Source organism: Sphingobacterium puteale (genome assembly GCF_003627955.1).
Taxonomy (GTDB): domain Bacteria; phylum Bacteroidota; class Bacteroidia; order Sphingobacteriales; family Sphingobacteriaceae; genus Sphingobacterium; species Sphingobacterium puteale.
Genome location: NZ_RBWS01000001.1, coordinates 474792 through 497140, shown reverse-complemented (window position 1 = coordinate 497140; position 22349 = coordinate 474792). Strand labels below are relative to the sequence as shown.

16 protein-coding genes are annotated in these 22349 nt (G+C 41.2%); 11 read left to right on the top strand and 5 right to left on the bottom strand.

All coding sequences use genetic code 11. From position 1 onward, the window contains the following. Positions 1-114: 114 nt before the first annotated feature. The 3 genes from dnaK to D7322_RS01790 all read right to left on the bottom strand — a co-directional run bounded on the left by dnaK (position 115) and on the right by D7322_RS01790 (position 5715). Complete coding sequence (dnaK, locus tag D7322_RS01800) at positions 115-2022, bottom strand: molecular chaperone DnaK (RefSeq protein WP_121120744.1); 1908 nt, start codon at positions 2020-2022, stop codon at positions 115-117. A 131-nt stretch (positions 2023-2153) separates the two neighbouring features. Then, a complete protein-coding gene (locus D7322_RS01795) occupies positions 2154-3038 on the bottom strand; it encodes a GLPGLI family protein (RefSeq protein ID WP_121120743.1) in 885 nt (294 codons plus the stop codon). Then, positions 3031-5715: a TonB-dependent receptor gene (locus D7322_RS01790; protein ID WP_121120742.1), complete on the bottom strand. Its 2685-nt coding sequence runs from the start codon at positions 5713-5715 to the stop codon at positions 3031-3033. The genes D7322_RS01795 and D7322_RS01790 overlap by 8 nt, the downstream gene beginning before the upstream one ends. Before the next feature lie 138 nt (positions 5716-5853). Between D7322_RS01790 and D7322_RS01785 the strand changes: the two genes are divergently transcribed. After that, positions 5854-6408, top strand: a complete 555-nt coding sequence (locus D7322_RS01785) for a thioredoxin family protein (protein WP_121120741.1) — start codon at positions 5854-5856, stop codon at positions 6406-6408. A 60-nt stretch (positions 6409-6468) separates the two neighbouring features. On the opposite strand, the gene D7322_RS01780 is transcribed toward D7322_RS01785, so the two are convergent. Continuing rightward, positions 6469-7167 (bottom strand): ankyrin repeat domain-containing protein, encoded by a 699-nt coding sequence (locus tag D7322_RS01780; RefSeq protein ID WP_121120740.1) that lies wholly within the window; start codon positions 7165-7167, stop codon positions 6469-6471. A 177-nt stretch (positions 7168-7344) separates the two neighbouring features. Between D7322_RS01780 and D7322_RS01775 the strand changes: the two genes are divergently transcribed. The 3 genes from D7322_RS01775 to D7322_RS01765 all read left to right on the top strand — a co-directional run bounded on the left by D7322_RS01775 (position 7345) and on the right by D7322_RS01765 (position 9813). Further along, positions 7345-7707, top strand: a complete 363-nt coding sequence (locus tag D7322_RS01775) for an MmcQ/YjbR family DNA-binding protein (protein ID WP_121120739.1) — start codon at positions 7345-7347, stop codon at positions 7705-7707. 148 nt (positions 7708-7855) lie between these two features. Further along, positions 7856-9052, top strand: a complete 1197-nt coding sequence (locus D7322_RS01770) for a PCMD domain-containing protein (RefSeq protein WP_121120738.1) — start codon at positions 7856-7858, stop codon at positions 9050-9052. Next, entirely contained in the window at positions 9052-9813 is a 762-nt protein-coding gene (locus D7322_RS01765; protein WP_121120737.1) for a porin family protein, read from the top strand. The genes D7322_RS01770 and D7322_RS01765 overlap by 1 nt, the downstream gene beginning before the upstream one ends. A gap of 78 nt (positions 9814-9891) precedes the next feature. On the opposite strand, the gene D7322_RS01760 is transcribed toward D7322_RS01765, so the two are convergent. Beyond that, positions 9892-10854: an isopenicillin N synthase family dioxygenase gene (locus tag D7322_RS01760; protein ID WP_121120736.1), complete on the bottom strand. Its 963-nt coding sequence runs from the start codon at positions 10852-10854 to the stop codon at positions 9892-9894. A 276-nt stretch (positions 10855-11130) separates the two neighbouring features. Here D7322_RS01760 and D7322_RS01755 point away from each other — a divergent pair, with 276 nt between their 5' ends. From D7322_RS01755 to D7322_RS01725, 7 genes are all read left to right on the top strand, one after another. Further along, entirely contained in the window at positions 11131-11571 is a 441-nt protein-coding gene (locus tag D7322_RS01755) for a MarR family winged helix-turn-helix transcriptional regulator (RefSeq protein WP_104383719.1), read from the top strand. A 40-nt stretch (positions 11572-11611) separates the two neighbouring features. Next, positions 11612-14041, top strand: coding sequence for a 3-hydroxyacyl-CoA dehydrogenase/enoyl-CoA hydratase family protein (locus tag D7322_RS01750; RefSeq protein ID WP_121121255.1), 2430 nt, complete (start codon positions 11612-11614; stop codon positions 14039-14041). Positions 14042-14071: 30 nt separating this feature from the next. After that, a complete protein-coding gene (locus tag D7322_RS01745; protein WP_121120735.1) occupies positions 14072-14422 on the top strand; it encodes a four helix bundle protein in 351 nt (116 codons plus the stop codon). Positions 14423-14484: 62 nt separating this feature from the next. Next, positions 14485-15660, top strand: coding sequence for an acetyl-CoA C-acyltransferase (locus D7322_RS01740; protein WP_121120734.1), 1176 nt, complete (start codon positions 14485-14487; stop codon positions 15658-15660). Between the two features lie 132 nt (positions 15661-15792). Beyond that, positions 15793-17574, top strand: coding sequence for an acyl-CoA dehydrogenase family protein (locus D7322_RS01735; protein ID WP_121120733.1), 1782 nt, complete (start codon positions 15793-15795; stop codon positions 17572-17574). Positions 17575-17695: 121 nt separating this feature from the next. Next, positions 17696-18952: a YeiH family protein gene (locus D7322_RS01730; RefSeq protein ID WP_121120732.1), complete on the top strand. Its 1257-nt coding sequence runs from the start codon at positions 17696-17698 to the stop codon at positions 18950-18952. Between the two features lie 715 nt (positions 18953-19667). Continuing rightward, positions 19668-22265, top strand: a complete 2598-nt coding sequence (locus tag D7322_RS01725; protein ID WP_121120731.1) for a TonB-dependent receptor — start codon at positions 19668-19670, stop codon at positions 22263-22265. The last annotated feature ends 84 nt before the right edge of the window (positions 22266-22349 follow it).

The following is a 22349-nucleotide window of genomic DNA, read 5'->3' as shown; positions in this document are numbered from 1 at the left end:
TTCAGAAAAATAGATAAGCAGTTCTTTATTTTTCTGAAAAAATGGACTGTTCTTAAAAGAAAAAAGCTCCGGACATGTACATGTCTGGAGCTTTTGTTTTATCAGGAAAAGTGATTATTTCACTTCTTCGTAATCTACGTCAGTTACGTCATCACCACCTTGTTGGCTTCCGCCTTGTGCTTGACCAGCATCTCCTTGAGGTTGTTGTGCACCACCTTGAGAAGCTGCATACATCTCTTCAGAAGCTGCGTTCCAAGCATTTTGCAATTCTTCAGAAGCTGCATCAATATCAGCGAAGTTTTTAGCTTCATAAGCTGCTTTTAATTTTGTTAAGCCAGCTTCGATAGGAGCTTTCTTATCTGCTGAAATTTTGTCTCCATATTCTTTCAATTGTTTTTCAGTTGAGAAGATCAGGGCATCAGCTGCATTTACTTTGTCAGCTTCTTCTTTCATTTTTTTGTCAGCATCCGCATTTGCTTCAGCTTCTTCTTTCATGCGTTTGATTTCGTCATCAGATAAACCTGAAGATGCTTCAATACGGATGTTTTGCTCTTTGCCAGTTGCTTTATCTTTTGCTGACACTTTGATGATACCGTTGGCATCAATGTCAAAAGTAACTTCAATTTGAGGCACTCCACGAGGTGCAGGCGGGATATCGTTCAAATGGAAACGACCGATCGTACGGTTTTGGTTTGCCATTGGACGCTCACCCTGTAAGATGTGGATTTCCACAGATGGCTGGTTGTCCGAAGCTGTCGAGAATGTTTCCGATTTTTTAGTCGGGATAGTCGTATTTGCTTCAATCAATTTGGTCATCACACCACCCATTGTTTCAATACCCAAGGAAAGTGGCGTTACGTCCAATAATAGTACATCTTTTACTTCACCAGTCAATACACCACCTTGGATTGCAGCACCTAAAGCAACAACTTCGTCAGGGTTTACGCCTTTAGAAGGCTCTTTTCCGAAGAAAGCTTTTACCGCGTCAACAATTGCCGGGATACGTGTAGAACCACCTACTAAGATAATTTCGTCGATATCTGATTTGCTGAAACCGGCATTTTTCAAAGCAGACTCACAAGGAGCAATTGTTCTCTTGATCAAGTCAGCTGCCAAAGCCTCAAATTTAGCACGGGATAAAGTACGAACTAAGTGTTTTGGACCAGTTGCATCTGCCGTGATATATGGCAAGTTGATTTCAGTGGAAGTTGCACTTGATAATTCAATTTTCGCTTTTTCAGCAGCTTCTTTCAAACGTTGCAAGGCCATTGGGTCTTTTTTCAAGTCAAAGCCATTGTTTTCGTTTTTGAATTCTTCATTTAACCAGTTGATGATCACGTTATCGAAGTCATCACCACCAAGGTGTGTATCACCGTCAGTAGATTTTACTTCAAATACACCATCACCTAACTCTAACACAGAAACGTCATGTGTACCACCACCACAGTCAAACACAACGATTTTCATATCTTTATGTGCTTTATCCAAACCGTAAGCTAAAGCAGCGGCAGTAGGTTCGTTGATGATACGTTTAACAGATAAACCAGCGATTTCACCAGCTTCTTTTGTTGCTTGACGTTGCGCATCGTTGAAGTATGCAGGTACTGTAATGACAGCTTCTGTTACTTCTTGACCTAAGAAATCTTCAGCAGTTTTCTTCATTTTTTGAAGAATCATTGCAGAGATCTCTTGTGGTGTGTATTTACGGTCGTCAATTTCTACGCGCGGTGTATTGTTGTCACCTTTAACGATTTTATAAGGTACGTGTTCAGCTTCTTTTACGGCCTCATCATATGAAAGTCCCATAAAACGTTTAATAGAATAAATAGTTTTATGTGGATTAGTAATTGCCTGACGTTTAGCTGGGTCACCAACTTTACGTTCGCCACCTTCTACGAAAGCTACAATGGAAGGAGTGGTACGCTTACCTTCGTTATTCGTAATTACTACAGGCTCGTTACCTTCCATTACGGCAACACATGAGTTTGTAGTACCTAAGTCAATTCCTATAATTTTAGACATATCTTGTATTTTAATTTTTTACTTAATAAATTCTATCACTCTATTATCAACCCTTATGCCAATCCGAGTGTTTTGTAAAAAAATCACTATTTGTCATCAATTTGTCCTTAGGTACTGCCAAACTGACATTTTCAATAGACAAGTTGCTCCAAGATCCGTTTTTTTGCAGACTCATTTTGACGATTACGTGGCATATATCTGCCAAAGAGCGCCGAAAATTCCTCCAATTTCATCTGCTTTGATTTTTTGTCCCGCCAATCTGTGGGAACAAGATTATTGGTATAAGCGATATTTGTTGCCCAGTATTGGATGTGCATCTCAGGTATGACCAGCCCCAATATCATGCCCGGAAGACCATGGCTCAGGGCAGGACCTGCAGAGACCGGTATTTCTTCGGCATAGTAGGCAATCAGATAAAGGGAGTCTTTGGTAGCCCCATTTACTCTTCGGCAGTTGATGCCAGCAATATTGCGAAATTCCTCAGTAAAGCGCCAGGTGATGCTATCCAAGGTTTCGGAAAGCAAATATTTCTCGTCAATATCCAATTGAATGTCTGCTCTCCCGGCTTTTAAATCCTGATAGAGTACTTTTCCATTTTTACTGGCTCCGCCTCTGAGCATACCTCGTTGGGTTCCGCCGCCTCCACCACGCGAGCCGCCTTGATTTCTGCTGCCTCGGCCACCTGTAGTAATGCTTGGAGCTCGCATTTTGCCATCACCGTTCTGCTTTTCGGTACTTGTGCTCTCTTCAGGCATGAGTACGGTAGCATTCTCATCAAAGTATAGGTTCATTCGATCCGTGTGCGAGTCCGGCATCTTATCGAGGTGCTCCATAAAGCCCATGCCCCGATCCATCATTTTGGAGCTCATGTCATTGGACATTTGTCGCATGCGGGCTTTTGTATACGTCACCTTGTCAAAACTAATGGTCCCCCTATTGCCAAAATAAGCGTATTGTGCCTGGAGAGATAACCCGCTAAGACAGCATATAATAATGGTTAAATATGTTTTAATCATTGCTTTTTCCTAAATATTTATTAAAATCCCATTTGACGCCAACTAAAAAATACTGCGTCAATACCTGTTGGGTGGATTCCGAGTAATTGGTATCACTGCCATTACGACGTGTATTGTTAAACGTATTAAAGAGGTCAAAGGCTTTCAGGCTGACTGTCAGACTTTCGTCTTTCAATACCTTTTTCTCTAGTTCCAGGTTGGTATAAAATTGATTAATTGATTTCTTGTACAGTTTAGTAGGCCCAGTATAGCTATAGTAAATGTTCGTCATGATGTTAAATTTCTTCGGTAGAAAATACTTGATATAACCCGAAGCCCCACCTTCAAAATTAGTTGCGTTATATTGTGTGTTTATTGAATTTTGTTGTGCATTGAGGCCTGCATTCACCGAGAGGTCAAAATCAAATCCTTCTGAATTTTGCTCATTTAAACTCGATCCAAGGCTGAAAGAGGTGTTTTTTGAATTGTTTAGTAGAAACTCATCTTGGGATTGGCCGCTTTCAAATTTAGTGTAGCTATAACTATTGTTATAGCTGATGTTTGCACTTTTATTGAAGTTAATGCGACGGTTGGCCAGAGGTTGCATGTGATTGATGTTCAATCTGCCGTTCCAGTTCGATTTGCCGGATAAATTTTCATAGCTACTGATCTGAGCTGAGTTCTCCATGACCGTTGTTTTGTTCACAATTGGATTATTGACAAAAGAGAAATTCCCGTTCACGTTAATGTTGGTTCCCTTCAATAAGCTGAAGGCATTATAATTTGCCGAAATATTGTTGTTGACAGCCCGTTTGAGGTCTGGATTACCAATCTGTTGAAACAATGGGTTTGTTTGGGGCTGCAGTGGCTGTAGCTGATCAAATGAAGGAATGATATTCGAACTCTGGTAGGCCAGCCGGATATTTTTACTGTTTGAAATCCGGTAATTGGCATCGAAGTTTAGATTGTTGTCCCAAAAATTCCTTGAAAGGTTTATACCCCGGTCACTATCGCTTAACTTTTGATTTTTGTAGAATGTCCGGTTGGAGAGATTGACCTCAAATTTATCCTTTCGATAAGACAAATGCACATTGACGCCCTGATTGGTATTGTTGTCGATCTGATTTTTAGAGTATAACGAATCTTTCACATCAGTGGCCATGTCTTTTGATATCTGTTCATTCCTGTTGTTTGACTGATTGAAGCTGTAGCCCAAAGCTAAATTCATGGCATCATTTAGTCTGTTGTTGAAATTCAGTGAGGTAGAAAAGTTATTGCCTTTATTGTTAATACGTCGATTTTGGTTAATATCTGTCGTGTCGCTACTTTTATAGAGAATAGTTTTAGAATTTATCTTGCTGTCCGAAGTTGATTCATTATAGTTGTTGCCGACCATTAAATTTAATGAACTGCCAGCTTTGAGTCTTTTTCTATAATTCAGGCGAAAATTATTGCTCTGGCTCGATGTATTTGATTCATTTTTCTCCTTGAAGGAGCTAACTGAATCTCTTGCAGCATCTGTCGTGAAACTTTCTGACTCGCTAAAACTGAAATTATTTGACCAATTTCCGTTGGCTTGAAGTTCTATATTTTGGGTTGAATCCAGTCGCATGGAGAGATTGGATCTGACACCATTGCTTCTTGCGCTATTTTCGTTGTAATTTTTGCTATTTCGTTCTAAGATCGAGTTATCAGGGAGAATGTTTTTGTTGTAATCTTCCGACTGATTTTTGTTGCTGCTGTTATTGTAATTATAATTGGCATTTACCTTTAAAGCCTTTTTGAGAAACTGGTTTTCGTAGTTAGCGCCGAGAGATGTGTTCAGTGGTTGGCCGGTAATCTGGTTGTTCATCCGTAAAGAGCCTTCACGGCTATTGGAGCTTCCCATATTATTGTGATTGGCGGTGATGCCAATGCGTTCAGTCTGGTTGAATTTAGCTGCGAACAAGTTTCCGGCGTAGAGTTCTTTTGTTCCGCCTAATACTTCCGCATTTCCAAAGATACCCTTTCTGGCCTTTTCTTTTAATACGACATTGACTGTCTGAATACGAACACCGTCATCTATGCCCGAAAGTTCGGCCTCTTCTGATTTTTTCTCGTACAATTGCACTTTATCCACTGCATCGGCGCGGACATTCCGGATGGCAATTTTAGGGTCATAGCCAAAAAACTCTTCGCCATCGATAAAGACTTTCTGTACTGTTTTGCCCTGAGCGGTTATATTGCCGTCACCCGACACCGTGAAACCGGGCAATCTTCGAAAAAGATCTTCGAGTTTTGCATTTTTCTCGGTAGCGAAACTCGCCGCATCATATTCTATTGTGTCCCCTTTAAGTGTTATGGGTAATCGGCGTGTTATAATAACTTCCTCCAATACATTTCTTTGCGAATTTATTTTAATGTCGTTGAGATCAATGTCCTGATCTCTGACATCAATAGTGTCATTATAAAGTTCAAATTTGGGATAAGTAGCCAGAATTATATAGCTTCCCGGCTTGATGTTTTTGATCTGAAATTTTCCTTCTTCATTGGCTCTGTTAAAATAACGGAGCACGGAGTCTCTGTTTAGCAAGATGACCGAGGCATTGGTCAAAGGCTTATTGTCAGCTTTATCTAAAATCTTCCCCTTGATGCTCGTTTGGGAATAAGCGGTGCTGATTATGAAAATTAATAGAAATAATGGAATTAATCTTTTCATTTACTGGTTGTATCTGCCAAAGATAATTTAGTTAATTGTTAATAAGTGTGAAATCTTATGGGGGAATGTAAAATCTTTGGTATATAGAATTTTTGAGAAAGTTGGATCTAAAAATTACCTTTGCACAAAATTGATGTTATGACGTTCGAAAATTATTTGCAACAATTCGAAGATATATTGAATCATCCTGAAAATCACCCGACCTACCAGGATGACGAATATTATCAATACACTAAAATGAACTGGACAAGAATGGGGCGTTGGTTAAAACGTTTTGAGCCAAGCGAGGCGTTTCAGCAGTTTGTCAACACGATTTCGGAAAAACAACAATGGATCATTATTACTGAACCTTGGTGCGGCGATGCAGCACATTCCGTACCAATGCTTACCAAAATGGCCGCTCAAAATCCCAATATTACTGTCGATATCCAATTGCGAGATAGTGCTCCTTTTTTAATAGATTCGTATTTAACAAACGGCGGAAAATCAATCCCGATTCTAATCATTCGAAATCAGGAGGGTGCAGATTTGGCAGTCTGGGGACCCCGACCAAAGGGCTGTCAAGACCTATTCTTGAGCTTGAAGGAACAAGGAAAAGATTTCTCTGATATTAAAGAAGAGATTCAAAAATGGTACAACACGGATAAGGGAGTGGAGATCCAAAAAGAGATTCAGGCACTTTTGCAGAAATAGAAGATTAGTGCCAAAAAAGGCGGTGCCGAAAATGCTTAGTCCAGGGAGTAAGCAGATACTTTATTGCCCGTTGCCTTTCGTTTCCAGTAAGGCAACAATTTTATTAAATCCTTTTTTTCTTGCGTGCTCAACCGGGGTTATGCCTTCATGGTCGGCGATATTTTTATCGCTGTTGGCGTCCAGTAGTATCTGGACAATATCCACATATTTTTGACTGCCATCCCCAAGTATGATTGCCTCCAACAATCCGGTCCAGCCTAATCTATTTATATGGTCTATAGGGAACCCTTTTGTATTAGCCAATAGTCTTACAGTCTCCACATGACCGCGTTCGCAGGCCGGAATAAGTGCTGTACCATTGTACCGATTGAAAATCTTGAAATCCGCACCGTGATCGAGGTAAAGTTTAACTAGTTCAGTATAGCCCGAAGCACCAGCATATAGGAATGGACTATTTAGGATATTGTCCTGAAGGTTGACGTTTGCTCCATGCGCAAGAAGCAATTTTGCCATGGCTAGATCTTTCTTTTCAGTTGCAACTAATAATAGCGGCTTGGAATCATTCCCTTTTTGGTTTGCATCGGCGCCAGCTTCCAATAGTTTTTTTGCTATGGTAAGCTGTCCCTTCGAAACAGCTTCAACGATGTTGTTCTGCGTCATGTTGTCCTGATTTGTACTGTCTATACTTTGACATTGTACCTGTAGTGTCGAAAAAGATATAATGGTGAGTAGGATTATCTTGATATACAGTTTTTTCATCTGCTAGCTGTCTTAATGATCTTTTTAGCCCTCTTAGACTCTTCATGTAATTTTACCTATTACAAATTTAATCACCAACTGAGCTGTTGTTTTGTTAGATTTATATTGATTATTGTCAAATTTATACATAAATAAGAGCGTTAATGGTTGATAATGTTTAAATCAAACGAATAAAACATGAATATTGAAGAGTTAAGGGATTATTGCCTGTCCATTGGTCCGGTGGCAGAGGAGACACCATTTGGTCCAGATACGTTGGTATTTAAGGTGGGCGGCAAGATATTTTTATTGGTGGGGTTGGATCAGATCGACGGGTTACGATTCAATGTGAAATGTGATCCGGAGAAAGCTGTTGAACTCAGAGAGCGGTATGATCAAACCGTCTTACCCGGCTATCACATGAACAAAAAGCACTGGAACACCGTGATTGCTAACCGGGAATTGAACGACGGCGCATTGGAAGAGCTTATTTTGCATAGTTATAGCCTCATTGTTGAGAGCTTGCCTGCTAAAGTTAGACAGGAGCTTAACGGCGGTTAATAGCCACCCTTTAGCTGTAAAGAATTAGTTGCTTAGAAAGAAAAGGTGATCGAAATGACTTTTCTTGGACGCTATAATGGTAGCTTTGCGGTCATTTCAATGCATAATCAACAGCATTGGAAATATATTTACACTAATACTATTTTTTATGAAACAAAGACGAATTTACCCTTGGGTAATTTGTTTTATGCTACTTTTTACTCTGGGAAGTTGCATAAAAGAGGAGGCTCTGAATATGGAAGCTGATATTGTTGGGGTTCGTGCAGAGGATGATATTTTTCTGTTAAATCCGGTAATTACGAATAATCAGGTCACTATTTATCTTCAGCCTAATATTCATGATCTTGCAAAGTTGGATATGAAGTTTGATTTAACTCCGGGTGCTACTATTGAACTGTTGCAAGATTCTTTGGAAATGCCGGCCGGTGAAAAGGATGTTAATAAAGCCATAATAGATCAAATATTGAAGAACGGAGTATATTACAAAGTAATTTCACAAGATCAGCAGTTTGCGAAGAATTACCTCGTTAAGCTTGTTAAAACAGATGGCGGCTTTGTCCCGACGGAATACGGATTTGAAGATGTTTCGATTGATAAAGATGAGAAATATACCATTTTCTTTAATAAAATAGACGGGCAGGATTTTTATAACTGGGGTTCGGGGAATCCGAGTTTCTCACTTACGTTGAGTTTCGGAGGTGGAGTGAAAGAGCCAGAATCCTATCCGACGAAGACCACTACAGAAGCGCATTCTGGAGCGAAAGCGGCCTTATTAGAAACAAAACTCACCGGATCTTTTGGGGCAATGGTTAAAAAACCTATCGCAGCTGGGAATCTGTTTATAGGGTCATTCGATACAGGTCCCGTATTGACGGATCCACTGTCTGCAACGCAATTCGGTCTTCCTTTCAATCAGATTCCTTTGGCTTTAGAAGGGTATTATAAATATGCTCCGGGAGCGAATGTAACGGATGAAAATTTGAAACCTGTTAACATGAAGGATTCATGTGATATTTATGCGGTTTTCTATAACCGAAAAAAGCTAATGGCCGCTGAGCCAGATCCTAAAAAAAGGGTATCCTATTTGACAGGACATAATATTTTGAACGACCCGAGCATCGTTGCTGTCGCCCGACTTGAAAATGGAGGAGGAACAGGTGATAACGGCTTTGTGAAGTTTGTTTTGCCCTTTAAATACTCGGGTCCGGTGGTCGAATCTGATGTCACCAATTTGGATTACAGCATTGCTATTGTGATGTCATCAAGTAAATATGGTGATAATTTTATCGGTGCTGTTGGTAGTAAGTTGATCGTGGACGATCTCAAAATTGTAACGAAGAAATAATGAAAATTAACATATATATAGTTTTATTAGCCGTAATGGCTTCTATTCCAGCATTTATTCAAGCGCAGGAGATAGATTCTAGGGATGGTAAATTAGATGTTCAGGTCATGTTGGGTACCAAGATCGGAGGAGCAGCCCCTTTATCCTTGCCGAGAGAAATTCGGAAGATTAAAAGTTACAGCCCGAACGTTCCATTTTTTGTGGGCGCGAAAGCGAACTATCATATTGATTCCAAATGGGGAGTCGCGCTAGGCCTTACCTTTGAAGGTAAGGGAATGGATACGAAAGCGACAGTAAAAGGATATAAAACAACTTTTAATGCCGTCAATAATTCAAAAGATGAATTGAGAGGGTATTACACAGGAGACATAACCACTAAAATACATAATCTTTATCTATCTGTGCCCATTCAGGCAACCTATCAGTTTTCAAGCCGTTGGAATGTTCAAGCCGGTCCGTATATTTCTTTTGCCATAAAAAAGGAGTTCTATGGGGAAGCCTATAATGGCTATCTACGACATGAGCAACCTACAGGTGACAAGATTATTGTCGACAATGCCGATTATGATTTTAAAGAAAGTGTACGGAATATTGACATTGGACTAAGCTTGGGTACTCAATATACAGTTAATCGTAAATTTTTTGCGCTGGCCCAACTTGATTATGGTTTCAACAATATTATGAAAACTGGTTTTGAAAGTATCAGTTTTGGATTACACAATATATTTATGAACGTGGGAGTTGGTTACAGATTGAAATAATTTACAGTATAAAAAAAGCAGATCAACCGATCTGCTTTTTTTATGAAAAAAATCCAGCATGGGTGGATTTTGTTTGCCTTACATTTTCAGACCGATTTCTCTCAATCTTTCATCCAGATATTCACCTGCGGTATAATCTTCGTAGGCCTTTGGATGAGCTGCGTCGATACATGAGTCCAATGATGCCAAGCTCATCGAAGATTTTGGATGCAAAAAGAATGGTATCGAAAAGCGGGAAGTGCCCATTTTTTCACGCGGAGGATTGACTACGCGATGCGTTGTTGATTTAAGTTTATTGTTGGTCAAACGCTGCAACATGTCGCCTACGTTAATGACAATATCTTCTCCCTTTGCTTTGATGGGAAACCATTCGCCATCTTTTGTCAGGACTTCCAGGCCATCTGCGCTAGCACCGATTAATAGTGTAATCAGGTTGATGTCCTCATGCGCACCTGCACGTACAGCGTCAGGAGCCAATGCATCAGGATCCGTAATTGGAAAATAATGGATCGCACGCAAGATCGAGTTTCCATTAATTACAAATTTCTCAAAATAATTTTCTTCAAGATCCAGGTAAGTCGCAATTGCTTTTAGTAATTCACGCCCTGTGTCTTCTAGTTTTTTATATACTTCGGCCGTCACACCATTAAAGCGAGGTATTTCCTCGACCTCAGGGTTATCTGGAAAGTCAGCTTTCGAATATTCTTCACCAACGATTGTTTGACCACGTTGCCAGAATTCTTTTAGGTCTGGAGTTTTCGCATCTTTTGCTTTTTCTCTTCCCTTAGCCGTGTATCCACGTTGACCTGCAAGCTCAGGAAATTCATACTTTTCTTTTGTCTCCGTTGGTAAACCAAAAAATTCTGGGACGACCTGATATAATTCCTCAATTAATTCTTTCGATAAACCATGATTCGCAATCGTTACAAAGCCCGTTTCGTTAAAAGCCTTGCCAATATCTTGAATAAATTGATTTCGTTGTTCTTGGGTTCCTTGTGTATAATGTAACAAGTCCAAGCGCGGTATGTTTACTAAAGCCATACGATGTCAATATTGTTTAGGACAAATTTAACGCAATTAATTTTGAATATTGCACATTGGTTGTTAATAAAAGTTTTGTGTTTTTCTTTATTTGATTGTATTTCAGCTGTTAAAAGTTTTCCACATTTAGTTTGGTCATAAAAAAGCAAGAAAATTTGTCTCAGGAGGTTGCGGAAATAGAATTAACAAAATTTGCATTTTCAGGTTTGTTATTCTAATTCTTAACTAGTATATTTGTTATGCAAGCATAATAATAAAATCGCTTGTGATTACGCTATGAACCAAAATCAGACAATCGACTATTTTTTAAAAACAGGCTGGCAGACAATCGCCAATAAATATAATCAAATTGCTTCACAGTATGGTTTTACCCAGGCAGCGGGTTATATTTTAATCAATATCCACAAAGAGGGTACCCCTGTTTCTCAGATTGCGAATTTGACCGGAGTTAAAACAACTAGTTTGTCCCGGGTGTTGAATAATTTAGAGTCTTTGGGATTTATCTACCGGGAGACCAGTACAACGGATAAACGCTCTGTCAAAGTATACCTGACGGAATTGGGACGCGAAAAGAGAAGGATTGCCAAAGATGTGGTGCGCAATTTTAATCAATATCTCGCTGATAATTTTTCGGAAAATGAACGTGATCAATTGATTGCTTCTCTGGCTAAGCTCAATGAGTTGGCAACAAGTTATAAGGAAGAAGTAATCGTATAGAAGTTAAACCAAATGTACGAATGTGCATGATAAATATGTTATGATGAACAGAAATATTAGAAAAGTGGCAGTTCTCGGTTCGGGTGTTATGGGCTCGCGAATTGCTTGTCATTTTGCTAACATTGGTGTCGAAGTGCTGTTGCTGGATATTGTTCCGCGTGAACTGCTGCCTGCAGAACAAGCAAAAGGTCTAACGTTGGAGAGTAAGGCTGTTCGGGATCGGATTGTCAATACTTCGTTAGAAACAGCTTTAAAGACAAATCCTTCACCAATTTACAGCAAATCATTTGTAAAACGTATCAAAACAGGCAACTTTGAGGATAACCTCAAAGATATTGCCCAGGCTGACTGGATTATTGAGGTTGTTGTAGAACGCTTAGACATTAAGAAGTCTGTTTTTGATCGTATCGAACAGTTCCGTAAACCGGGGACATTGATTACTTCCAATACTTCTGGTATTCCTATTCATCTCATGACCGAGGGACGTAGTGAAGACTTTAAAGATCATTTCTGCGGTACACACTTTTTCAACCCGCCACGCTATCTACCTTTGTTGGAAGTAATACCTACACCGCACACGAAACCAGAAGTTGTTGATTTTGTCCTTCATTTCGGAGATAAGATGTTAGGCAAGACGGTTGTCTTGTGTAAGGATACCCCCGCATTTATCGGTAACCGAATCGGTGTTTATTCGATGCTTGCAGTGACCCATCTGGTCGAGCCTTTGGGTCTATCAGTGGAGGAAGTGGATAAATATACAGGCCCTGCAATGGGACATCCAAAATCGGCTACCTTCCGTACCGCGGATGTTGTCGGTCTCGATACATTGGTCAATGTCGCTAACGGTCTGGCACAGAATGCGCCTGAAGACGAGGCAAAAGGTGTCTTCCAGCTTCCGGCCTTTATCAGTAAGATGGTTGAAAACAAGTGGCTTGGGGAAAAGACAAAAAAAGGGTTTTATGAAAAGGTAAAAGCCGCTGATGGTAATTCTGAAATTCTTTCCTTAGATCTTAAAACATTAACATTTGGCTCGCAACAAAAAGTTAAATCTTCCACTTTAGAGGCGACCAAGCCAGTTGAAGATATCCGTAAACGGATGAAAGTCTATGAACAGGGGACAGACAAGGCGGCGGAGCTCTTCCGTGCCATGCATTATCCTTTATTTGAATATGTTTCACGCCGTGTCCCTGAAATCACAGATGATTTCTTCCGTATAGATGATGCCATGCGCGCTGGCTTTGGCTGGGAGCTTGGCCCATTTGAAGTATGGGATGCTTTAGGGGTGCGTGATACCCTGGCTAGGATCAAAGCTGAAGAGAAGCGTTTGCCCGGACAAGATGGCGAAGTAGCATCCTGGGTGCATGAAATGTTGGATTCGGGACATGAATCTTTCTATAAGATAGAAAATGGTGTTCGTCATTATTATGATATCACATCCAAATCCTATAAACCTATTCCGGGAACCGAAGATTTGATTGTATTGGATCATATCCGTGAAAGTAAAACGATCTGGAAGAATACCGGAGTTTCCATTATTGATCTCGGTGATGGAATCATCAATTGTGAGTTTCATACCAAAATGAATACCATCGGTGGCGATGTGATCCAGGGATTGAATAAAGCGATAGATCTTGCCGAAAAAGAATACCGAGGATTAGTTGTTTCCAATGATGGGAAGAATTTTTCCGCAGGAGCCAATATCGGAATGATTTTCATGATGGCCGTAGAGCAGGATTTTGATGAGTTAAATATGGCCGTTCGAGCCTTCCAAAATACTTCCATGCGCTTGCGTTATTCATCTATTCCAGTTGTGGTAGCACCATTCCAGATGACTTTGGGCGGAGGCTGTGAATTTTCGATGCATGCAGATTTTGTGCAGGCTCATGCCGAAACCTATATGGGCTTAGTAGAGCTGGGGGTAGGTGTTATCCCGGGGGGAGGTGGAACCAAAGAATTTACATTACGTGCTTCCGAAGAATTTAAAGATGACCAGATCGTTCAGAATACTTTAAAGGATAAATTCCTGACCATTGGTCAGGCGAAAGTATCGACCTCTGCTTACGAGGCCTATGAGCTGGGTTATCTACAGAAAGATAAGTTTGCAATTACGATGAACCGTGCACGTTTACTTGCTGACGCCAAAGCAAAGGCATTGGAGTTGGCGGATGAAGGCTACGTACAGCCTGCACCACGAAACGATATCAAAGTGTTGGGTAATCAAGGTTTAGGTATTGTGTATGTAGGTGCATCTTCGATGCGTGAAGGAAATTATATCTCCGACTATGACCGCAAAATCTCAGAAAAACTGGGTTGGGTAATGTGTGGTGGCAACCTGTCATCGCCAACAGAAGTATCCGAGCAGTATTTGTTGGATCTTGAGCGAAAAACATTCCTCGAACTCTGTGCTGAACGTAAAACACTTGAAAGAATTCAGTACATGTTGACAAAAGGAAAGCCTTTGCGGAATTAGTATTGGGTATTGAGTAATGAGTATTGAGCAATGCATAGGTTCCAAGAATTAAAAGTATGGCAAAAAGCAATGGACATGACTGTTCGCATTTATAGCTGTACAGAAAATCTTCCTAACACGGAGAAATTCGGATTGATATCCCAAATCAGGAGAAGTACAATCTCTATTTGTTCAAATATTGCTGAAGGTGCAGGTAGAAATACAAAAGGTGAGTTTATACAATTTCTTGGAATAGCAAATGGCTCTGCTTATGAGTTACAGACACAGATTGAATTGGCTTATCGACTGACATTTTTAAATAAAGAAATTAAAGATGGATTGGTTGCGGAAATCGAAGAAATTGAAAAAATGCTATACAATCTTATCAAGTCTTTAAAATGAATGATAATTGAGTGGTGGTACTCAATACTGAATACCCACTACTCACTACTAAAATAAAAACAATGGAAGCATACATAGTAGCAGGATTTCGTACAGCAGTAGGTAAAGCGCCTCGAGGAGGATTTCGCTTTATGCGGGCTGATGATTTAGCATCAGATGTGATTAAACATCTTGTGTCCACTGTGCCGAATTTAAATAAAGAAGATATAGATGATGTCATTGTCGGTAATGCGATGCCCGAGGCAGAACAGGGGCTGAACATGGCACGTTTTATTTCCCTAATGGGTTTAGATACAGATAAAGTGCCAGGGGTCACTGTCAATCGGTATTGTGCCTCTGGATTGGAGACGATCGCTACGGCGGTTGCAAAGATCAAAACAGGTATGGCCGATGTTATTATCGCCGGAGGTGTTGAAGTGATGTCAGGAATGCCTTTCGGAGGCTGGAAGATTGTTCCCAACCCTGTTGTCGCTAAAGAGCATCCCGATTGGTATTGGGGTATGGGGCTCACAGCGGAGGCTGTAGCAAAAGATTATAATGTATCCCGTGAAGATCAAGATGCCTTTGCACTGAAGTCCAATCAAAAGGCTGTTGCTGCAATTCAAAATGGCCATCTTAAAGATGGTATTGTGCCGATCACAGTCAAAGAGAACTATCTGAAAGATGGGAAGATCGCAACACGTGAATATGTTGTGGATACCGATGAAGGGCCTCGTGCAGATACATCGCTAGACGCTTTGGGTAAGCTGAAGCCTGTCTTCGCTGCTAACGGCTCAGTAACGGCAGGAAACTCTTCACAGACATCGGATGGCGCAGCATTTGTGCTGGTGATGTCTGAGGCTAAAGTGAAAGAATTAGGTGTTAAACCCATTGCTAAGCTGATCAGTTTTGCTGTTGCAGGGGTGCCGCCGCGCATCATGGGAATCGGACCGATCTACGCGATACCTAAAGCATTGAAACAGGCAGGACTTAAAAAAGAAGATATTGATCTGTTTGAATTGAATGAAGCATTTGCTTCCCAATCTTTGGCTGTTATTCGTGAACTGGGACTTGACGAAGAAAAAGTCAATGTCAATGGCGGGGCGATAGCTTTAGGGCATCCGCTTGGCTGTACAGGAGCGAAGCTGACCGTGCAGGTTTTGCATGAGCTGAAACGTCGTGGTAAAAAGTATGGTATGGTGACGATGTGTGTGGGAACAGGTCAGGGTGCGGCAGGTATTTTTGAACTATTGGACTAAGGAGCGTGCCTTAAAAAATCGGATAAAAAATATTATTCGCGGGTCGTTTAGCGAATAAAAGTATTAAAAAATAGTGTAAATCGGAGCGATCAATAACCAGCTGTCGGATTACACCATAAATCTAAATTAACAATGAGCGAGAATAAAACAATCAAAGGCGGTGAGTTCGTTATTAGAGAGACTCCCTATACAGCTATTTTTATTCCTGAAGAGTTTGATGAAGAGGCGAAAATGATTCGTCAGACCTGTTTGGATTTCTTAGATACCGAAGTATTAAATAAGCTTGATCGTATTGACGCACAGGAGGAGGGATTGATGCCTAGCCTGATGGATAAAGCCGGTGAGCTGGGGATGCTGGGTGTGTCGATTCCGGAAGAGTATGGTGGTTTTGGCAAGAACTTCAATACGTCGATGCTTGTAGCAGAGGCTGTAGGTGGAGGTTTTTCTTTCGCCGTTGCCTTATCTGCTCATACAGGTATTGGTACCTTGCCAATCCTTTATTATGGTAATGCGGAACAAAAAGCGAAATATATTCCCAAGCTCGCCACAGGCGAATGGAAGGCTTCCTATTGTCTGACGGAGCCAAATGCCGGATCGGATGCCAATTCGGGACGCACTTCCGCAAAACTAAATGCCGAAGGAACCCACTATCTGATCAACGGTCAAAAAATGTGGATTACCAATGGTGGATTTGCAGATATCTTTATTGTATTTGCAAAAATCGATGACGATAAAAACTTAACAGCATTTATCGTCGAAAAAGATTTTGGCGGGATCTCCATGAATCCCGAAGAACATAAATTGGGCATCAAGGGATCCTCTACACGCCAGATATTCTTTAATGACTGTCCTGTGCCTGTTGAAAACATGCTTTCAGAACGTGAAAACGGATTTAAGATCGCCGTAAATATCCTGAATATCGGCAGGATCAAACTGGGTGCAGCGACAAATGGTTCAGCGCGTATGGTGATCAATCATGCGGTTCAATATGCCAATGAACGTGTGCAGTTTAACTTGCCGATTTCTAAATTTGGTGCTATTCGCTATAAGTTGGCAGAGATGGCGACACGTCTATTTGCGGTGGAATCCGCATCCTATCGTGCGGGCCAAAATATTGATGATGCCTATGATGCATTGATTGCGGGCGGTATGGATGAAGCGAAAGCAAAATTGAAATCCGTGGAACAATTTGCGATCGAATGTGCGATTATCAAAGTATGGTGTTCAGAGATGCTGGACTATGTGGTGGATGAAGGAGTGCAGATCTATGGTGGAATGGGGTATTCGGCCGATGCGCCGATGGAGCGTGCTTATCGTGATTCACGGATCAACCGGATTTTCGAAGGTACCAATGAGGTGAACAGGCTACTTGTCGTAGATATGCTGTTAAAACGGGCCATGAAAGGTGAACTGGATCTGATGGGACCTGCGCAGGCGGTGGCAAGTGAACTATTGGCTATTCCTGACTTTGGGGAGGAAGATGATGCGCCATTTGCTGCAGAGAAGAAGATTATCGCCAACCTCAAGAAAGCAGGCCTGCTGATCGCTGGAGCTGCGGTTCAAAAGCTGATGATGTCACTTTCGAAAGAAGAAGAGATCCTAATGAATATTGCAGACATTATCGGTTACGTTTACATTGCAGAATCTGTACTGTTACGTGCAGAAAAGCTTGTGCATAACGGTTCCGAAAAAGCGCCATATGCGACCGATATGGCGAAGATCTATCTGTATGGCGCGATCGATAAAATCAATGCTGCGGGTAAAGAGGCTTTGTACTCCTTTGGTGAAGGTGATGAGTTGAATATGATGCTCGTTGGATTACGCAGGTTCACCAAAGCGCAACCATTTAACATTAAGGATGCACGCCAGCGAATAGCAAAAAAATTAATAGAAGAAAATAAATATTGTTTTTGATTGATAATGATTATTGGTTTTGGTTGTATGGCCGGAGAGAAATCTTCGGCCATTTTTGTGTTACAATAACCAAAAGTATCCGCAATTATAGTAAATTTAGCCTTTTAATACTGACCAATATATGGCATCGTCAAGATCATTTGCATTTACAGAAGACTGGGTAGTCGTCATTTTGGGACTCGCTACCATTTTTTTAGCACTTTCGGGTATTTTTGCGCCTGTACCTAATTTTTCCTGGGCTAATTCTTCCGAACTGGCCTCCACAATTTTTGATCCGGCCAATCTCAATAAGATTTTTCAGCAGTTTATCTTCGTCTTTGTGACAGGTATGCTGGGGGCATTTTTGCTCGGTAAATCCGTCAAACATCTGCTGATCGTATTTCCGGTGGTGTTTATTCTGACTGTATTTGCGTTGATATTAGCCGGTAATTCGACAGTGAAAGAATACAATCTCGAAGCTGTTATTTTTAGCTTGACGATCGGTTTGATCATCAGTAATTGCTTTAAGTTACCTGCTTGGTTTAAAGAAGCCCTGAGTACGGAACTGTATGTTAAGATCGGTTTGATCTTGCTGGGGACTACCGTTATCTTTGGCGATATTCTTAAAGCGGGCTCGCTGGGCCTTATCCAGGCTTTGGCTGTTGTGTTGTCGGTATGGTATTTTGCCTTTTGGATCTGTAAAAAAATGAAGATAGACAAGGAAATGTCACTGATGCTGTCCAGTGCGGTTTCCATTTGCGGTGTCTCTGCAGCCATCGCTACTTCCGGTGCGATTAAAGGTGATAGCAAAAAGCTCTCCTACGTGATTTCCCTAGTCTTGATCACCGCAATTCCAATGATGATTTTTATGCCCTATATGGCTGAATGGATGGGGTTGTCACAAGAGGTAACCGGTGCATGGTTAGGAGGTAGTATAGATACCACGGGAGCTGTTGTCGCGTCAGGTTCGCTTGTTGGAGAAGAAGCGTTAAAAATCAGTACAATTGTTAAATTCTCGCAGAATGTATTGCTGGGCCTTGCAGCATTTGCAATCAGTATTTATTGGACCTATGCAAAATCTGTGGATGATGAAACAAAACGCGATAAACCTACGCTAAAGATTATCTGGGAACGCTTTCCTAAATTTGTGCTTGGGTTTGTGTTTGCATCGCTATTATTTTCCTTTGTGATCTCCCCGGAAAAAGTGGATGCCGTTAAGGGAAGTCTGAAAAATTTACAAGGGCTCTGGTTTACCTTGGCATTTACTTCGATTGGTCTGGAAACCAATTTCAAAGATCTTTTTGTGCAGGATAACAAGAAACCTCTTTATGCGTTTTTGATCGCGCAGACTTTTAATGTCTTAGTGACCCTGTTGATCGCGTTGATATTGTTTCGATAATTTATAGATGAAAAAAATGAGTCGAATACTTTCGGAATTAAACAATATTTGTGTAAAAGTCTGCCATCCTTGGCGGACTTTTTTTGTTCTAAGCCTTTTTCATTTGATCGCTTCCGTGGGCAGTCATGTCGAATTCTTTCGGAGAAAATGCAAAATCATAGTTTTCTCGCTAACAACACGACCCTGATATCTGAATAAGATTATGTCGATTGTTTTGAAAAAGTGAAGCTAGGTAGCTAAAAAACATCTCATGTGCAGATAGGTATAGGGACGGTTTTTTAATTTTTTTATGTGTTTAATTCGCTGTTTATAGCATTTAAAGTGCTGTTAATGAATGTTTAGCTAGGGTGTTTGAAAAAATATTTATAAAATCTATCAAATTAGTAGTCTTTTAAAAAATATTTCTATATTTGTACGGTCGTCCTGATTTACAGTGAGTCATGAGGACTGGCAAAAAATGAGAATACTTAATTATGGAAAGAATGAAAAAAGATTACTTTTTAAAAACAAGCTTACAGATTACTTTATTGGAAGTAGTTTTTACTACCCTAGGAAATAGTGAAAAACGAATGTGTTGTTAAAATTTCTCTCTTACACTCTCTTATATTAGGAAAGGGAAGCCGAGGCTTCCCTTTTTAAACAAAGTTTTAACAATGAAACAAGTTCTATTGGCGTTGGCACTTGTTTATTTTTCACTATTAAACTGAATAAATTTATGAAAAAAAATGCTATTTTTCGAATTAGCGTCATTTTTAGCTTGCTTTTAGCGGCATCTTATCAGACTTACGCGCAAGTAGAAAATCCTAAACCCATTATAAATGCTTCATTAACAGGTACTGTGGTAGATGCGGTGACAAAAGAACCCCTACAGGGCGTAACTGTACAGCTTGAAGCAGTCACCCACCAGGTGAAGACCGATAGCAAAGGCGTATTTCAATTTGTCACTGGACAGAAACTACCTTTTTCACTGATTGTCTCCATTGTGGGCTATCAGACCCGGCGGATTGTTGTGGACCAGTCGCCTACCGTGATCGAACTGACCCCACGTCTGGAGGCCTTAGACCAAGTGGTCGTAACTGCCCGTAGACGCAAAGAGCAGTTGCAGGATGTACCTATTCCTGTTTCTATCATCCGTGGTGCGGCGCTGGAAGATGCCGGAGCTTTTAATGTCAATCGACTAAAAGAACTTGTTCCAACAGTACAGCTGTACTCTTCCAATGCGCGTAATACAACCCTGAACATTCGGGGCCTCGGTTCAACTTACGGCCTGACCAACGATGGGATAGATCCAGGTGTCGGATTCTATCTTGACGGTGTGTACATCGCACGGCCTGCGGCGACTTGGCTGGACTTTATTGATATTGACCAGATCGAAGTATTGCGCGGGCCACAGGGGACACTTTTTGGTAAAAATACCACTGCGGGGGCCTTTAACATTACTTCGCGGCTACCCCAATTTACACCTGAAGCTAATGTTGAAGTTAGCTATGGCAATCAGGGCTTTATTCAGGCAAAGACATCTATCTCCGGACCTCTGGCAAAAAATCTGGCTGCCCGGGCTTCTTTTTCGGGTACACAAAGGGATGGCAATCTTTTCAACGTCCACACCAATCGTAAGATCAATGATATCAATAACCTCGGATTCAGGGGGCAATTGTTGTTTACACCGACGGAAAATATCAAATTGGTGCTTTCGGGGGACGTTTCCTCCCAAAAGCCGGATGGGTATGGTTGGGCAGTTGCCGGTGTGGTCAACACTCAGCGGGCTGATTACCGGCAGTTTGATGCCATTATCAAAGATTTAGGCTATGAGCTGCCTTATAAAAGTGCATTTGAACGTAAGATCGACCTCGATACACAATCCAAAGCCGACAACAAACTGGGCGGTGTAGCGCTGAATGCTGATGTGAAGATTGGCGGAGGTACCTTGACATCTACTTCAGCCTGGCGAAAATGGACCTGGGTGCCACTCAATGACCGGGATTACTTAGGTCTTCCTGTTTATACTGTTTCCGCAGGTAATTCGGTGCATAACCAATGGTCGCAAGAATTTAGGTATTCTGGCAAAATCAGTGAGAAAGTGAGTGGTGTGGTCGGCTTATTCGGGCTGTGGCAGGACCTTGGTACTGATCCTGTGCATACAGAAGAGACGGGATCCGCATTCTGGCGCTTCCAGAAAAGCTCTACGAGCGCCCTATGGGAGACTCCAGGGTTATTTGACAATTTCGGCATTAAGACTGTATATGGAATCAAAAGTACAAGTTTAGCCGCTTATACACAGATTGACTGGGAGGTGACCTCCAAACTTCATATTTTACCCGGACTGCGCTATAACTACGACAAAAAGAAAGCAAACTACGATAGACAGACCTATGGTGGGCTACAGACATCCGATCCAGCGCTGTTGGCACTTAAAAATGGGGTCTATACCAACCAAACTTTTGATATAAACGCGGACGCGGATAATTTTTCAGGACAACTGTCTGCGAAATACCGTTTCAACCCCAAAATCAATGCTTATGCAACTTACTCCATCAGCTATAAGCCAATTGGAATCAATGTCGGTGGATTGCCAACAGCAAATGGTGCTGTGCTGCTAGATCTAGCTGAAGTAAAACCAGAAGCGGTTCGTCACAAAGAGTTGGGTGTGAAAACTAACCCAACACGCAACTCGATCCTTAACTTATCCGTTTACCAGACTGATATCAAAGATTATCAAACACAGGTACAAACGCCTGAACCAGGAGTGAATCGGGGCTACTTGGCCAATGCTGAGAAAGTACGTGTCAAAGGAGTGGAACTCGACGGTAACATTAACATTGGCCACTTTCTGCGGCTGAATGCCGCGCTGGCCTATACAGATGCGAAATACGTGAAATTTACAAATGCACCAGTTCCGCTGGAAGAAGTTGGTGGGCCACAGGCTTTCAAAGATATTTCGGGCGGAGTGCTTCCCGGAGTATCCAAATGGTCTTGGTCATTGGGAGGAGAAGTTAATCAAAGCGGCAAACTGATCGGTATCAATGGCTCGTACTTTTTGGGTGCTGATCTTTTCCATCGCTCCAAATTCTCTTCAAGCTCATCCCCGTCGCAATACCTGAACATTGATGCTTATACACTGCTGAATGCAAGACTAGGTTTTAGAGGGTCAAATGGTGTTTCGGTTTTTGTTTGGAGCAGAAATTTGACAAACAAAGATTACTATGAGCAACTACTGGCTGCGCCAGGTAGTTATGGTCAATATGCTGGAGTTGTAGCTGATCCGAGAACCTATGGCGTAACACTTCGCTACAATTGGAAACAGGGGAATTAAATCCGTAATTCATAAATATATTTTCATTGACCGTCTTTAATAATTTGGGGACGGTTTTTTTTGTGTCCAAAACAGGAGATAATG

Excerpts from the sequence above, each read along its gene's own strand:
- dnaK (WP_121120744.1), bottom strand. The coding sequence starts at position 2,022 with ATGTCTAAAATTATAGGAATTGACTTAGGTACTACAAACTCATGTGTT.
- D7322_RS01795 (WP_121120743.1), bottom strand. The coding sequence starts at position 3,038 with ATGATTAAAACATATTTAACCATTATTATATGCTGTCTTAGCGGGTTA.
- D7322_RS01790 (WP_121120742.1), bottom strand. The coding sequence starts at position 5,715 with ATGAAAAGATTAATTCCATTATTTCTATTAATTTTCATAATCAGCACC.
- D7322_RS01785 (WP_121120741.1), top strand. The coding sequence starts at position 5,854 with ATGACGTTCGAAAATTATTTGCAACAATTCGAAGATATATTGAATCAT.
- D7322_RS01780 (WP_121120740.1), bottom strand. The coding sequence starts at position 7,167 with ATGAAAAAACTGTATATCAAGATAATCCTACTCACCATTATATCTTTT.
- D7322_RS01775 (WP_121120739.1), top strand. The coding sequence starts at position 7,345 with ATGAATATTGAAGAGTTAAGGGATTATTGCCTGTCCATTGGTCCGGTG.
- D7322_RS01770 (WP_121120738.1), top strand. The coding sequence starts at position 7,856 with ATGAAACAAAGACGAATTTACCCTTGGGTAATTTGTTTTATGCTACTT.
- D7322_RS01765 (WP_121120737.1), top strand. The coding sequence starts at position 9,052 with ATGAAAATTAACATATATATAGTTTTATTAGCCGTAATGGCTTCTATT.
- D7322_RS01760 (WP_121120736.1), bottom strand. The coding sequence starts at position 10,854 with ATGGCTTTAGTAAACATACCGCGCTTGGACTTGTTACATTATACACAA.
- D7322_RS01755 (WP_104383719.1), top strand. The coding sequence starts at position 11,131 with ATGAACCAAAATCAGACAATCGACTATTTTTTAAAAACAGGCTGGCAG.
- D7322_RS01750 (WP_121121255.1), top strand. The coding sequence starts at position 11,612 with ATGATGAACAGAAATATTAGAAAAGTGGCAGTTCTCGGTTCGGGTGTT.
- D7322_RS01745 (WP_121120735.1), top strand. The coding sequence starts at position 14,072 with ATGCATAGGTTCCAAGAATTAAAAGTATGGCAAAAAGCAATGGACATG.
- D7322_RS01740 (WP_121120734.1), top strand. The coding sequence starts at position 14,485 with ATGGAAGCATACATAGTAGCAGGATTTCGTACAGCAGTAGGTAAAGCG.
- D7322_RS01735 (WP_121120733.1), top strand. The coding sequence starts at position 15,793 with ATGAGCGAGAATAAAACAATCAAAGGCGGTGAGTTCGTTATTAGAGAG.
- D7322_RS01730 (WP_121120732.1), top strand. The coding sequence starts at position 17,696 with ATGGCATCGTCAAGATCATTTGCATTTACAGAAGACTGGGTAGTCGTC.
- D7322_RS01725 (WP_121120731.1), top strand. The coding sequence starts at position 19,668 with ATGAAAAAAAATGCTATTTTTCGAATTAGCGTCATTTTTAGCTTGCTT.